The sequence below is a fragment of the Rhizobium sp. NPDC092011 genome (assembly GCF_044756305.1).
Classification (GTDB): domain Bacteria; phylum Pseudomonadota; class Alphaproteobacteria; order Rhizobiales; family Rhizobiaceae; genus Rhizobium.
The window spans coordinates 87,858-101,083 of the sequence record NZ_JBIVSO010000002.1 but is presented as its reverse complement, the minus strand read 5'-3'; the positions used below and the strand labels follow the sequence as shown (position 1 = coordinate 101,083).

At 57.2% G+C, this 13,226-nt stretch carries 17 protein-coding genes; 11 read left to right on the top strand and 6 right to left on the bottom strand.

The window, feature by feature from the left end; genetic code table 11:
- Positions 1 to 303 precede the first annotated feature (303 nt).
- From ACIQJ2_RS08915 to ACIQJ2_RS08900, 4 genes are all read left to right on the top strand, one after another.
- Entirely contained in the window at positions 304 to 807 is a 504-nt protein-coding gene (locus ACIQJ2_RS08915; RefSeq protein ID WP_400669691.1) for a cupin domain-containing protein, read from the top strand.
- A 210-nt stretch (positions 808 to 1,017) separates the two neighbouring features.
- Complete coding sequence (locus ACIQJ2_RS08910; protein ID WP_400669688.1) at positions 1,018 to 1,866, top strand: MetQ/NlpA family ABC transporter substrate-binding protein; 849 nt, start codon at positions 1,018 to 1,020, stop codon at positions 1,864 to 1,866.
- Positions 1,867 to 1,994: 128 nt separating this feature from the next.
- Positions 1,995 to 3,080 carry a methionine ABC transporter ATP-binding protein gene (locus ACIQJ2_RS08905; RefSeq protein WP_400669685.1) on the top strand — a complete coding sequence of 362 codons (1,086 nt, stop codon included), beginning with the start codon at positions 1,995 to 1,997 and terminating at the stop codon, positions 3,078 to 3,080.
- Positions 3,070 to 3,726, top strand: coding sequence for a methionine ABC transporter permease (locus ACIQJ2_RS08900; protein ID WP_400669683.1), 657 nt, complete (start codon positions 3,070 to 3,072; stop codon positions 3,724 to 3,726). Before ACIQJ2_RS08905 ends, ACIQJ2_RS08900 begins: the two co-directional genes overlap by 11 nt.
- Positions 3,727 to 3,807: 81 nt before the next feature.
- Here the strand turns inward: ACIQJ2_RS08900 and ACIQJ2_RS08895 are convergent, their stop codons facing one another.
- The 3 genes from ACIQJ2_RS08895 to ACIQJ2_RS08885 form a co-directional block, all read right to left on the bottom strand.
- Positions 3,808 to 4,806 (bottom strand): prohibitin family protein, encoded by a 999-nt coding sequence (locus tag ACIQJ2_RS08895; RefSeq protein ID WP_400669681.1) that lies wholly within the window; start codon positions 4,804 to 4,806, stop codon positions 3,808 to 3,810.
- A gap of 88 nt (positions 4,807 to 4,894) precedes the next feature.
- Positions 4,895 to 5,926 (bottom strand): hydroxyacid dehydrogenase, encoded by a 1,032-nt coding sequence (locus ACIQJ2_RS08890; RefSeq protein WP_400669679.1) that lies wholly within the window; start codon positions 5,924 to 5,926, stop codon positions 4,895 to 4,897.
- A 51-nt stretch (positions 5,927 to 5,977) separates the two neighbouring features.
- Positions 5,978 to 6,676: a DNA-3-methyladenine glycosylase I gene (locus ACIQJ2_RS08885; RefSeq protein WP_400669677.1), complete on the bottom strand. Its 699-nt coding sequence runs from the start codon at positions 6,674 to 6,676 to the stop codon at positions 5,978 to 5,980.
- 259 nt (positions 6,677 to 6,935) lie between these two features.
- On the opposite strand from ACIQJ2_RS08885, the gene ACIQJ2_RS08880 reads away from it, so the two are divergent.
- The 4 genes from ACIQJ2_RS08880 to ACIQJ2_RS08865 all read left to right on the top strand — a co-directional run bounded on the left by ACIQJ2_RS08880 (position 6,936) and on the right by ACIQJ2_RS08865 (position 8,804).
- Positions 6,936 to 7,196, top strand: a complete 261-nt coding sequence (locus ACIQJ2_RS08880; RefSeq protein ID WP_199150358.1) for a DUF982 domain-containing protein — start codon at positions 6,936 to 6,938, stop codon at positions 7,194 to 7,196.
- Positions 7,197 to 7,616: 420 nt separating this feature from the next.
- Positions 7,617 to 7,874: a DUF982 domain-containing protein gene (locus ACIQJ2_RS08875; protein WP_199150357.1), complete on the top strand. Its 258-nt coding sequence runs from the start codon at positions 7,617 to 7,619 to the stop codon at positions 7,872 to 7,874.
- A gap of 301 nt (positions 7,875 to 8,175) precedes the next feature.
- Positions 8,176 to 8,430, top strand: a complete 255-nt coding sequence (locus tag ACIQJ2_RS08870) for a DUF982 domain-containing protein (RefSeq protein ID WP_246762376.1) — start codon at positions 8,176 to 8,178, stop codon at positions 8,428 to 8,430.
- Between the two features lie 122 nt (positions 8,431 to 8,552).
- Positions 8,553 to 8,804, top strand: coding sequence for a DUF6074 family protein (locus tag ACIQJ2_RS08865; RefSeq protein WP_199150356.1), 252 nt, complete (start codon positions 8,553 to 8,555; stop codon positions 8,802 to 8,804).
- Positions 8,805 to 8,913: 109 nt separating this feature from the next.
- Here the strand turns inward: ACIQJ2_RS08865 and ACIQJ2_RS08860 are convergent, their stop codons facing one another.
- Positions 8,914 to 9,240: a hypothetical protein gene (locus tag ACIQJ2_RS08860; RefSeq protein ID WP_400669672.1), complete on the bottom strand. Its 327-nt coding sequence runs from the start codon at positions 9,238 to 9,240 to the stop codon at positions 8,914 to 8,916.
- Positions 9,241 to 9,609: 369 nt separating this feature from the next.
- On the opposite strand from ACIQJ2_RS08860, the gene ACIQJ2_RS08855 reads away from it, so the two are divergent.
- Positions 9,610 to 9,864, top strand: a complete 255-nt coding sequence (locus ACIQJ2_RS08855; RefSeq protein WP_400669669.1) for a PilZ domain-containing protein — start codon at positions 9,610 to 9,612, stop codon at positions 9,862 to 9,864.
- A gap of 316 nt (positions 9,865 to 10,180) precedes the next feature.
- Here the strand turns inward: ACIQJ2_RS08855 and ACIQJ2_RS08850 are convergent, their stop codons facing one another.
- Positions 10,181 to 11,035, bottom strand: coding sequence for a hypothetical protein (locus tag ACIQJ2_RS08850; RefSeq protein WP_400669667.1), 855 nt, complete (start codon positions 11,033 to 11,035; stop codon positions 10,181 to 10,183).
- A gap of 501 nt (positions 11,036 to 11,536) precedes the next feature.
- Here ACIQJ2_RS08850 and ACIQJ2_RS08845 point away from each other — a divergent pair.
- Complete coding sequence (locus tag ACIQJ2_RS08845) at positions 11,537 to 11,791, top strand: hypothetical protein (protein WP_400669664.1); 255 nt, start codon at positions 11,537 to 11,539, stop codon at positions 11,789 to 11,791.
- A gap of 439 nt (positions 11,792 to 12,230) precedes the next feature.
- Here ACIQJ2_RS08845 and ACIQJ2_RS08840 read toward each other — a convergent pair whose 3' ends face one another.
- The gene (locus ACIQJ2_RS08840; RefSeq protein ID WP_400669662.1) at positions 12,231 to 12,446 is read right to left on the bottom strand and encodes a hypothetical protein; all 216 of its coding nucleotides are present in this window, start codon (positions 12,444 to 12,446) and stop codon (positions 12,231 to 12,233) included.
- Positions 12,447 to 12,948: 502 nt separating this feature from the next.
- Between ACIQJ2_RS08840 and ACIQJ2_RS08835 the strand changes: the two genes are divergently transcribed.
- Positions 12,949 to 13,203, top strand: a complete 255-nt coding sequence (locus ACIQJ2_RS08835; protein ID WP_400670245.1) for a DUF4258 domain-containing protein — start codon at positions 12,949 to 12,951, stop codon at positions 13,201 to 13,203.
- Positions 13,204 to 13,226: the final 23 nt, after the last annotated feature.

Genomic DNA, 13,226 nt, shown 5'->3' with positions numbered 1-13,226 from the left:
TGAAACTCGATGGTCCCCGTAGAGACCCAGGCGCTGCTTCTTCAGTTTGGCGCGCCCCGAACACAGTCCATGGGGGCAAGCGGCGCGGCAAACCATCTTCTGACCGGCGCAACGCGGGACACACACAAAATGTTCCCACCGGTCATTTAACTTGATCAAGTCTATAGATTAATCTCGACTTGAAAAGCCTAATTAATAATTTTCTGAATTTCCCTTTATTTTTGAATGGCTTCACGTAGACTGAAATTGCGTCTGGTAGCCGGAAGGCATGCGAATCCCTTCCAAAACGGTGAAAGGAAGACCATGTGCGGCGATCATGAACACGGGCATGAACACAGCCACGATCACGACCATCAACCGATCGACTGGCGCGAACATGGCATCAAAATCATCCCCGGCAATGCGCTCGACCCGAATACGGCGCAGACGCCCGGAATGAACCGTGCAACCGCCATCAACAATGCCCGCGCCGGCGCCGAAAAGATCTGGGCGGGAACGGTGACGATCCATGCCAATGCCAAGACCGGAGCCCACCATCATGGGGATCTCGAAAGCATCATCTACGTGGTGAAGGGCAAGGCTCGGATGCGCTGGGGCGAGAATCTGGAATTCGTCGCCGAAGCAGGCCCCGGAGACTTTATTTTCGTGCCGCCATTCGTGCCGCATCAGGAAATCAACGCCAGCCGCGACGAGACTTTGGAATGTGTGCTGGTGCGCTCCGGACAAGAGCCCGTCGTCGTCAATCTCGATATCGAACCGGTGGAAAAGCCAGAGGAAGTTCTCTGGATAGATCCGATCCACCGCTGACCTGCTCAAACCTTAGGCAAGTGCCCAATTTGCCGCACAAATAACCCATAGTATTTGTAGAAAATTAATTTCCACCTCCACCTGATCCTGAAACAGTTTTTCAGAACCGCAGTGCACAACGCATGATCCTGCTTGGCAGCGGGAACACGCGTCTGAGATTATCAAGCCGTCAACGAGAGACGATCTCGCTTATCTGGAACAGGATTTCCCATGACTGAAAAGCTTTCTAAAGGTTTCGACGCGCTGCGCCTTTCCCGCCGCGCCGGCCTTGCTGTCATCCTCGCCTCCGCTGTCGCCACTTTCGGCTTGACGGCAACCGCCACGAAGTCCGTTGCTGCGGACAAGACGATCAAGGTCGGCATCATGAGCGGCGAAGACGAAGACGTCTGGCGCGCGGTTGTGACCGAAGCCGCCAAGAAGGGCCTGAAGGTGGAGCCTGTCGTCTTCAACGACTACACCCAGCCGAACGAAGCCCTGGAACGCGGTGAGATCGACGCCAACGCCTTCCAGCACAAGCCCTACCTCGACAACCAGATCAAGCAGCACGGCTACCACATCGTGGTTGCCGGCTATACGGGCATCTGGCCGATCGGCCTTTACACCAAGAAGTACAAGACCGTAGCCGAGCTGCCGAAGGGTGCCGTCATCGGCGTGCCGAACGATCCGTCCAACGAAGGACGTGCGCTGCTCGTTCTGCAGCACGAAGGCGTCATCAAGCTCAAGGATCCTACCAACATCCTCGCCACTGCCGCTGACGTTGCCGAAAATCCGAAGAATGTCGAGATCAAGGAACTGGATGCCGGCATCGTCGGTCGTTCGATCGACGATCTCGACGCCGCTGTCGTCAACACCGACTGGGCGCTGAAGGCAGGCCTGTCGCCGAAGGACCGCATCGCCCAGGAGCAGATCGACGGCAACCCGTACCGCAATTTCATCGCCGTTCGCCAGAGCGATGAGAGTGCACCCTGGGTTAAGACCTTGGTGGCCGCCTATCAGAATGATATTGTGAAGGCCGAGTTCGACAAGGTCTACAAGGGTACGGGCCAGAGCGCCTACTGATAACCGGACGGCGCGGGGGACAGCGCTGAGCGGCTGGGCGGCCGGGGCATATATTGCCCAGGCCGCCTTTGGCGTTTACAGCGCAGCATCACCCGCGCCGAACGCAATAAGAAGATCGGGAAACAGACATGAATTCCTTCACCCCCGCCACGTCAATCGATGGACAGGCGCCGCCTGAGCGATCGTCGGGCGACGAGATCGTCCGTCTCGTCGACGTCCGCCGCCGGTTCGGCACGACGCCCGCGCTCGACGGCATTTCGCTGACTGCGCGCCGTGGCGAGATCGTCGGCATCATCGGCCGCAGCGGCGCCGGCAAATCGACGCTGATCCGTTGCTTGAACGGGCTGGAACGCGCCGATAGCGGCGAAATCCATATCGAGGGCCGGGATATCGCGCGTCTGTCGGAGAAGGAACTGCAGCCGCTGCGTCGCCGCATCGGCATGGTTTTCCAGCACTTCAACCTGCTTTCCTCGCGCACCGTCGAAGAAAATATCGCCCTGCCGCTGAAGATCGAGGGCGTCGGCAAAACCGAACGTTTGCAACGCGCCCGCGAACTGCTCGATCTCGTCGGCCTCGCCGACAAGGCGAAAGCCTACCCATCGGCCCTGTCAGGCGGACAGAAGCAGCGCGTCGGCATTGCGCGCGCTCTTGCCGCTCGGCCCGCCATTCTTCTGTCGGACGAAGCGACATCGGCGCTCGATCCGGAAACGACCCGCGCCATCCTGGCTCTTCTGAAGGATATCAACCGCAAGCTCGGCTTGACGATCCTGCTCATCACCCATGAGATGGAGGTGATCCGCTCGATCGCCGATCGCGTCGCCGTCATCGATGCCGGTCGGATCGTCGAAGAGGGGTCAGTCTGGACGGTCTTCGCCAATCCCGAAGCGGAAATCACCGCGAGCCTGCTCAGCGGCGCTCGTCCGCAACTCCCGGACCACATCGCCGCGCGCCTCTCCCCAACATCAGGGGCCGAGGCCATCATCAGCGTCGATCTCGCCGGCCCTGCCGCCCAAGGCGCTCTTTTTGCCGACCTCTCGGCTGCTCTACCCCGCTCCTTCCGGCTGGTGCACGGCGGCATCGACCATATCCAGAACCAGCCCGTCGCCCGCTTCTTCGTTGCCGTGCCGACGCGAGACGCGACCTTGCCGACGCAGGTCATCGATTTCTTGAAAGCCCGCTCCGCCCGGGTGGAGGTTCTAGGCTATGACAACTGATGTAATTCTCGGCCTGCTCTGGCGCTCCTTCTGGCAGACCATCTGGATGACGGGCGCGTCCGGTTTCCTTTCTCTGATCATCGGACTGCCGCTCGGCCTCGCCCTCGTCGTTACCAGCCGTGGCGGCATCGCTGAGCAAGGCGCGATCAACCGAGTCCTGGGCATATTGGTCGACGGTTTCCGCGCCGTCCCTTTCATCATCCTGCTCATCGCGTTGATTCCATTGACGCGCCTGATCGTCGGAACCGCGCTCGGCACAACGGCGGCGATCGTGCCGCTGACCATCGCCGCCATCCCCTATTACGCGCGTGTTGCCGAGGTCTCGCTGCGCGATGTCGATCGAGGCTTGATCGATGCCGTGCGCGCCATGGGTGGCAATCGCTGGACCATCGTCCGCGAGGTGCTGATACCCGAAGCCATGCCCGGCATCGTCGCCGGCTTCACCGTAACCCTGGTGACGCTGATCGGCGCTTCCGCTATGGCCGGCACGATCGGCGGCGGCGGCCTTGGCGACCTTGCCATCCGCTATGGCTATCAGCGCTACGAAACGAATGTGATGATCGCCGTTGTCATCATCCTGATCGTTCTGGTCTGGGGTATGCAATGGCTGGGCGACCGCCTGGCTACCCGCCTCGATCGCCGCTAACTCACAGCCGAAGACGGTTCCAGCCATCCGCGGAAGGCTGGACCGCCGCTCCTGATCTGTACAACGGCGCGCATCGAAGCGTCATTCGTGCTCCGCCGCCGACGTGGCGGAGCTTTGGCGCGGATCGAGGTTGAGCATCGGCACCGTGGCATTCGGCAGCATCGTGGTCGGCAGCTGCCCGTTCCATTTTTCCGCCTGCGTCAGGAAGATCAGGTTCGGATTGTCGCGCAACGCATCACCGCGCGCCTTGATGGCTTTTGCTTCGGCGTCGCCGCGAAGCTGGATTGCCTGAGCATCCGCTTCTGCCTGCAGCCGCACGGCATCGGCCTGTGCCTGGGCGTCGGCGCGACGAGCATCGGCGGCAGCCTGGGCCTGCGTCACAGTGATCTGCGCCTGCACCTTCTCGCGTTCGGCATTCTGCCTCAGCTTTTGCACTTCGACTTCGGCCAGCATGCGTTGCTCTATGCTGTTCTCATAGGCATCAGAGAAATCGATATTCTCGACCTGAACACTGTCGATCTGCACCGGTCCCTGAATGCCCGCCTCGATCGCAGCCTGAACATCGGTATTGAACTGCGCCCGGTTCTGAATGACGGAAGCAGCGGTGAATTTGCCGAATACGGTCTTCACGTCCTGAGGCGCGCGCCGCGCGATCAGCCTCGATTCGAGATTGCCGAGCGAACCAAACTCCGAATAGACATGCTCGACCGCATCCGCCGGCACATGCCAGGAGATGGTCACGCGCATGTCAGCCGGCTGCTGATCTTGCGAATAGGCAGCCATCTGCTGATGCTCGTTGGCCTGGCAGCTGGCGCCGTTCTGGCAGGTCCAGTAGGTAACCTGCTGTGTCACGGGGATCTTGACGACGGTTTCTACCCACGGCAGCTTGAAGTGCAGCCCCGGTTCAGCGGTGCCGACCATCGCACCGGTCCGCAGGATGACACCACGCTCGCCCTGGTCGATCGTGTACCATGAACTGAACACAAGCATCAGCACGGCAACCACGAGGATGACGCCTGCGAACAATGTCACCCGCCCCTTGTTCGCCATGGATGCTATGTCGATTTCCCGGTTTGCCATCGCTGTCCTCACCATTCCCGAATGGCCGAGACATAGATGAGTCGAACCGAAAATGCACTCGCAGGCAGATTAGGGACCGGCGGCTCCGTCAGTTGCGCGTCACCGGCTTGGAACGCATACGCGACACCGTCTCCCGTTCCGCACGCTTGCATCGCATCGGCGGCAGGCCGCGATCCATCAGATCCATATCCTCCAGCACCATATCGCCCATCTTCTTGAAAGCGCTGTCGAGAGCACCGGCACGATGTGCCGAGCGCAGGAAGCCGCCGAGCTTGCGCACGGGATGATCGAGACTGAGCGGCTCCTCTGGATAGACATCGCTCGCCGCCGCGATGTGGCCGGAGGCAACCGCCGCCATCAGCGCATCGAAATCGACGACGTCGGCCCGGCTGAGCAGAATGAAAGCAGCCCCCTTTCGCATGCTGGCGAAAGCTTCGGCGCCGAGAAAGCCCTTGTTCTCGCTGGTGACGGAAGCGACCACGAATATGAAATCGCTACCCGACAGAACCTCGTCCAACCCAGCTGGCTGCACACCGTGTTCTCTAAGGATCGATGGCGGCATCCAGGGATCGAACACTCGGATATTCGCCCGGAAGCCTGAAAGCAGCCGGTTCAGCGCCTTGCCGAGGTCGCCGAAGCCGATGATGCCGATATCGCTGCCCGATATCAGGCGGGCCTTCGCATTGCCGTCACCGCCCCAAAGCTCCCTTCCCTCGCGAAAATCCAGATCCGCGTCGGCAATGCCGCGCGCCAGGCTCAAGGCAAATCCGAGGCCGATCTCCGCAACCGGCTCGGCAAAGACCAGACCGGTGGTCACGACATGAATACCGCGTTCGAAAAGCACCTCATAGGGCATGTTGTTGATGAGGTTACTCTCAACGTTCAGGATGCAGCGCAGCTGCGGCATGCGATCCAGCGTTTCCTTCGACAGCGGCGGCTGACCAATGATGTAGCGCGCCGCGCCAAGCACCTCATCTCCCAGTCCGGCGATATCGTCCGGATCCGCCTCGACGATGCGGTATTTCGAATGGAGGAGTGATAATGCGTCCCCGGTGAAAATCAGTCCAAGCGAACGCGGCTCTGGCGCGCTGATGGCCAAGGGTCTGCTGTCGGTCGTCATTCCATTCCTCCCTGTCTCGGGCGAGGATCCAATATCATTCGCTGAGTGAGATCAATCCGCCTCACCCTCTTCACTGGGCATTCCGACCGAGAAGGCGCAGATACGCGAGAGATGGGTGAGCGGCAGGCCGGTCTCCGAATGCCAGGCATTGAATTGGTCCTGAATCAACCGCAGATCCTTTTTGGTGGGCTTGCTTTCCGAAATCGGCACGCCGGAAAGCCGTAGGCAGACGAGAACATCGTGGCTCATGACAAAGCTGTCGCGACCGAGTGCGCGGAGAAGATATTGGCCCGTCATGCCGCCGAGCCGGTTCGCCTGCTTGTCCAACACGGCAAGCAGGCCGATCTGGTCCTCGAGAGGCCAGTCGGCAAAGAAGCGACCGGCACTTCCATGCTCGTCGGCGAGCCGCCGGATGAACTGCGCATTGGCCCGTACCGACATGATCTTGGCGCCGTTGCGGATAACCCGTGTATCCGAGGTCAGATCATGCCAGTAATCATCGGGTGCGAGGTTGAGGAACGCCGGATCGAAGCCGGAAAAGGCGGCTTCGAAACCCTGCCATTTGGCATCGATGACATTGCGTACGAAGCCCGCATAGAAGACATAGCGCGTCATCTCAGACAGGACCCGGTCATCCGTCAGCGCCCGCAGCACCTCATGATTGGGCATGCCAGGCATCAACGCCTTCAGGCCATCTGCACCGCCCTTGCGTTTCTCGGCGCGTTCCCTGATCTCGCCAAAGCTTCCCATGCATGTCCTCCTTCGACCGTGCCATGCGCCAAATCTTTTATATACCGCCTCTGCGCGCAAGGGGTCTGTGAACACGCTCATGCCTGCCAGAAACGCGGGCATTGGAACCGCCAACACAAAGTTGATCAGACTCTCGCTTGAATCGATCAGCCGGCGATTGAAACGATTCCGGACTGCACCAGATACCTTCGTGAAATTAACTTGAGATTTCACATACCATGACGTTAATTTCAGCGGCGTCGGATCGGAGCCTCGCACCATGAACAACAAAGACTGGAACTATCCCATCATGGTCATCTGCAAGCGGACCGGAAAGGTCTACACGGTCGCCAACACGAAGGAAGCGCTGGACATGCTGTTGAACGCCTGGCCCGTGGCGGAAGGCAAGGCGTTTATGATGGCACTGCAGATCTGCGCAGATGTAGAAAGCGGCCACGGACAGGAGACGGAAGCCCGGAACAGTTTCGTTGCCGCTGCGATGGAAGCTAGCGTGCCGATCGAAACCCCGGTCGTTCAGTAGAGCATCGGCCCAACCGTGTTGCCGGCTCGAAGCATGAAGCCTTTGCGTAAATCCTTATGAGCGCACCGCGTTCATTGGACGATCTGGAACAGGGCGCCTCATGATCGTCGCGCTGCTGGTCGCCATTGTCCTCGCGATAGTCTTGCGCGGCATCCTACGCGCCATTTTCACAGGACTGGCGATCCTGCTCCTGTTCATGCTCGTTGTAATCGCGCTCTAGCATGCCCATTATTCCCTCCGGCGGCGCGGAGCGCTCCGCAGCCCGTCTGCTTGCATCCAAAATGGAGCCACAAGCCACCTTGTCGCGTGCTGCTTGCGCCGGTTCTTCAATCGCAGAATTGCTCCGACCGATTTTCCGAAAAATTTCGAAACCTTTTCCTGCGGCGGGAGTTTGGGTAGCGATGTCGGAGCATAATAGAAATGAACATGACCTTTAGTGCCAGCAACACGCGCTGGTCCGAGCCCGTATATCTGCGTATCGGCTACGGAATGCCGGAAACGATAAGAAGCCCGAAGGAAGCGTTAAACCATCTTCTCTTCCGCTGGCCGGCCATCCGGGGCGAGAAATATCAATCGGCGGCACATCTATGCGGCGCCGCAAGCGGAAACCTCCTTCTATACGAGCAGGCCAGGAACGTGTTTCTCGAAGCCTGCCTCGAAGCAAACGTGCTGGATTAGTCGGTTTGGCATAAACGTAAGCTTGTGAGCGGGCATCATCGCGTCGAGTCCCGTGGCACAAAGAAGTCGTCATTCGATGTGCGCAAGACGGCTCTCCCAGCGAGAGCAACAACCATCGACAGCCACCGGCGATATCGAAAGCTGACCCGTTTGACTGTGGTCAGCCGGGAGCCGGCTGGCCGCCGCGCGGCAATGGACGCGCAACCGAAAACAACCGTAATAATGCCGGGCAAGATAGCGTACCATACGGAATGCTTCTTGCAGGCTTACCGGAGCATTTACGTTTCGGAGGTAACGCGTTTTGAAACGAAACACTTTACGACCATTTCCTGCCGTAACTCTCGTGATGGGAGAGGACGGCGGCTATCGCCGTGTCAATTCGGTGCATCAGGTTGCAGAATTATTGTTGGAGCATTGGCCGGTCGAAAACGGCGAAGAATATGTTGCTGCGGTGCGCGTCTGCCTGGAGGCCATGCTGGGAGCCGTCCCTCCCGAAGCGGCAAGAGAAGCCCTGATCAAGGCAGCGCGGGAGGCCGGCATATCCGTGATGCAGTGAAATCCTCACTATGAGCCGCAAGCGATTGTAATCTAACAAGAAGCAATTCACCTTTTGTGAACCACTGCCAGCGATTGTTCCAACAAGGGCAGGCGATTCGCCGTGCCAATGACGGAGAGATTATGTCGCTTTTAGCATTCCCGGCCGACAGACGCACCAGCGATATCAGACGCTGCGCCAAGGCATTGTTGCAACTGAATGGCGAAGAAGCCAATCGCTTCTGGCGTTCGGAAATGGCAAGCTTCGCCGCGAGATTGACGGCACAGGGAATAGACGAAGGCGAAATTTCGCAGCAAGCCGCGCTCTTCATGCACGCGGTTCAGATGGAACTGCAGCTCGCCTTTGCGATAGATGAGCTCAACGCCTCTGCCTGAGGCGGCTGGAGCGCCGCGCGCTTCATTCCGGAAGCACAGAAGTCGCTCTGGCTCTTTGCTTTAGGCAATTCCGGACGGAAAACCGCTGCGCACTTTTCCTGAAACTGCCCTATCGCGGCAATCTGCAGAACGCAACGGACTTGTCGCCGCTCGTCGGCGACTTGAGTTGTACCGTCCATTCACCACCGGGAAAATGATAGCCCTTGGAAGAGGCAACGCCTGCAATCTGCATGCAGGCTTTCCGAGCATCGGCGGTCGGCACGTCGATCGTCGCCGTCACAGCATATTTCCGGCTGGAGACCTGGCAAGGTCCGGTGAACAAGCCGGTATTGTCGATCATCTTGCAGACGCGATATGCATTGCTCACGACATCGTCGGCAGCCATTGCAGAATTGGCGACCACCAAGACAGTGGCCACCACCAAAAATCGTTTCATTGAAAACCCCGTTCCCCGCGACAACACGCTGCCAGAGCCCGTTTCGTCTTGCAAGACATGTCGCGCGGATTTGCGGTGACTGTTTGGAAATACAACGCAAGTCGAGGCAGCTTGTTCTCGAAAAATGTGGACTGCCCCCGACATTTCAACCGAAATGCGAACACGGGGCCTATGCCGCAGTTCTCCCCGTGATTTGGCGAATGCCAGCAGCAAGGCCGCCGCCAGCCGCAGTCAAGCATCCAACGGCAACATCGCAATGCCATCCCTTATTTTACGAGATGTGGAAAGCGCATCGTCGGCAAGATCCCATTAACTTTTGGGATATTAGAACATATCAAATTAGCTAAACCGCTATCCGGAAACAACGCGATGACCGAAGCCGCGCAAAACAACCGAATATCCGCACGGAAGCGGACCCTTCTCGGAGCCAAGATCATCTTCAACGACGGGCATTCGGTCTACGATTGCCTCGTCAGAAACCTGTCCGATACGGGCGCGATGATCCAGATCGAAAACCCGCTCGCAGCCCCGAATACGTTCGATCTCCAGCTATCCGACAACAGAGTCCTGGGCTGCGAAGTCCGCTGGAGAAAGATCAACAGCATGGGCGTTCAGTTCGTTTAGACACGCAACGGCCAATGAAAATCGTCGCATCGAGCCGTCCAGCCACCAAAAGCCAAACATGCTATTTCCAAAGTACGCGCCAGGGATTGGAACATCCACGCCGACCACGCTATCAATTAACTCTAAGAAGGCAATTGTCAAATGTGGTAGCGGAGGTCCGTTCTGGTCACGACAGCCGACAGCAGGAACGGACCGAGATCAGCTTGGGAACGTGGCAGATCACGCTTGGTCGTGCTATTAGGCAATATCTTGAAAATACGAAAGAAATTACCGCAGCAAATGACCTCGCTGCGGCAGAATTCAAACGGGAACAGCCTTAAGCAGCACGATTGAGAGTCGGTCTCCGCTTTTTACATTTCCTGAACCAGGTGATAGCAAGCGCTCTCCAAAACGGTATTTTATGGGTCACACCTAGGAGCTTTGCCTCTTCCTCAGCAGTCGTGAGAAGCTCGACAATCGCGTCTGTCAGATCCTCCCCTGTGATCTTCTCGCAGTACTCCGGATCGGAAAGAAGCATTTCAACGGCCTTGATTTGCGGCGCTGTGAGTGGCCCGCGCTCTGCGTTGGCAAGCACCTCAAGGATTTCACGCGATCGTTGCGCCCCGCGCCGGCTGATCATATTTTCAATTTGCTTTATCGCTATCGTCTGCCGGCAACCATCACCAGTGTAAGCGTTCGTCGTCTTGAGGACCTTTACGTTGGCGCGATGACAAACAAGCTCGAGTGTCTGCGCGTCTTCATCAGCCGCAGCCAGGGCGGCTTGATGCATCTGCAAATTCGTGACGCCAAGCCTGTCGGTATTTTGACCGATGAAGGCTTTTGCCTGAGCGATTGTATCCTCAGCCTCAACGATCATGACTGGTATCAATTCGACGAATGGATTTGACGCTGCGGCGATTGCCGTGTGTTGGCCATCTAGGACCTTGAGCACCGTTGTCCCATCATACTCAGAGTAAGCGCAGATCGGCGGCTTGAATTTAGTCCAATCAAACCCTTCAATCATCCGCCGGATCTGACGCAGGCCTTTTTCGCTGACATTGCGTTGATATGCGGGATCAATAAGCAGATCTGTTGGCCGCACGAACTCGAATATAGGCATACCTGTAGGGGGCATCTGTGGCGTCAGCCCAGCTAAACTTACTGGGGCTACAGGCCTGATATTGTCTTGCATGGTTCTCCTCCACTGAGACCAGATTTGGCAAGACGGTTTTAGGCCTGCAATTGCCATGCATCCCAACGTGACCTAGCCAAAGGCTTTCGCAATGCCTAACATCCACAGGTAGGTGATCAGTACTGACGCAAACGGTGGAAAACGGAGGATCGAGAAGTGTGGCTAAAACTTGGTACGTGGAAAGTTATGACGCTGATGGTTTGTCCGCAGAGGGATCAGATCACTACGAAAGTTAAGGCGAAGCTTTCGACGCCGTCAAGAAAATCGTTGCCGCAGGCAAGAGAGCACGCTTTCTAGCGCCTACGACTGCATCTCAAGAGCAGTTGGAAGCATTTCACAAACTCGGATCCGTCCAGCGGATTTAGATCGTAGCTGTGAGATAGAACACAACAGTGATCCGCGCCGCCGGTGCCTATGCAGCCAGCGAGCGAAATCTAGCCATCGACATTCGCCTGAGCTTTGATATTTCTATTTAACGTATTCGTTAGGAGGATTTGAGAAATGGCCGAAAGGATGAAGATCCAAATCGCTGAGGATCGTTCTGGCGTCGAAGTCGAATTTCTCCCGGAAAGCGGCGCGACTGGTACTCTTGCACTAACTCAGGAACAACTGCTGAAGCTGGTGCAAGGACTAGGAAGAGTTCACATGACGCTTGTTGAGGGCAAAGACATCCCCCCCTCGAAGGGCATCAAATCGAAGCCGTCCTCAACACTCGTTGGTGGCTTCAGCCCGGACTTATTGGTGAGGCTGCCGTGATGAGCTTTCAGCATCCTGCCTATGGTCCAGTCGGTTTCGCCATTCCCATCGACCAAGCAGAATACATGGTTCAGCTTCTTTCTACCCAGATCGCCGAAGCTCAAGCTTCAAAAGCCTCTCCGCAATAACGTTCGCTTCCAGTGAAGGCCACAGACGTGATGGTGCAGGTCGACCTTCGGAAACTGGTGGGGACAACCCTACCAGTTTTACCCGAAAGCAGGCGGCCGAAGACGCCGGAATGTCCAAAGACCAGATGGACCCGAGAACTGGGACGACGAGGATTTCCCAGATCGACCGTTTGATCTCTGAGGCTGCGGCCGGCTGGCGAAATCTCGCCATCGGCGTTCGCGCGTCGTAAGCTAAAGGTGGCTGAAAACCGGGGGTATCGTTATGAGATTTGCTTGGCGGTCAGTGCGGTGATTTCCTCAGATTGCCGAGGTCAATGCCATCCTTGCGAACCTGAAGGGACGCTGAACTGCCCAGATGGGTCGAGGAGAGCCCGCAGGTCGTCAATAGCTTGCCGCACGAGGGATATCCCCACGTGCAAAGCCATCGCATCGTCTTGATCGTCGAGTGATTCTGACGCCATCTCGACCAGATGCAGACTGCCTTGCACCAGGCGCAGTTGATCAATCACTTGGACACTGACTGTCATCATCGTTCTCCGCGTTCGATGGCTCATCAGGCCGCAGAGAGGTCCAGCTGTCCACTCGCAAAAGTGTTAGTTGGCCGCGGGCGTCAGAGGCCTCGTACTCGCTTTCGCGCCTGCGGACGGTCAGATTTGTTACCTCGCGAGGTAACCGGAATGACGACAGCGATTTCGCAGCTTGGTGAAGTGGGAACGTTAAGCTTCTATTGCTCAGTGCGAGATTGGTTGTAAACTTGCGCGGCCTATTCCAGCGGGCGAATATTGCATATTTCCTAATTTAACAGCATATTTTTTTAATTATTCAAATCAAAAAGTTAACAAAAAAATTCACCATGAACGCAGCTGAGCACGATCTTGTTAATTGACGGTTCATCACCATATAGGTATCACCATGATACATGAAAGCGACGGCATACCGCTGAGCTAAGGAGGAAACGTGAGCTTAGACGAACCTTGGGCACCTGGCACTGCAACTAACAAAATTCGGGCGATTGCAAAAAGTCCACGAATGACCGTTTCATACAAGCTCCACGCCAAGGAGCGCATGGCGGAAAGAGACTTAATCGCTTCGGACGTGCTTTACGTACTCAAGAACGGCTTCGTCTATCAGCCCGCGGTACCAGCGACCCGACCCGATCTATACCGCTACCGTATGGAATGCAAAACGCCCAATAGCGGAAACAGGGTAGTTGGAGTCGCGGTAATTCCCTCGGTGAGCGGATGCCTTTTGAAAATTATCTCAGTCATGTGGATCGATGAATAGGCTGATGCGTTTAGACACGCCAT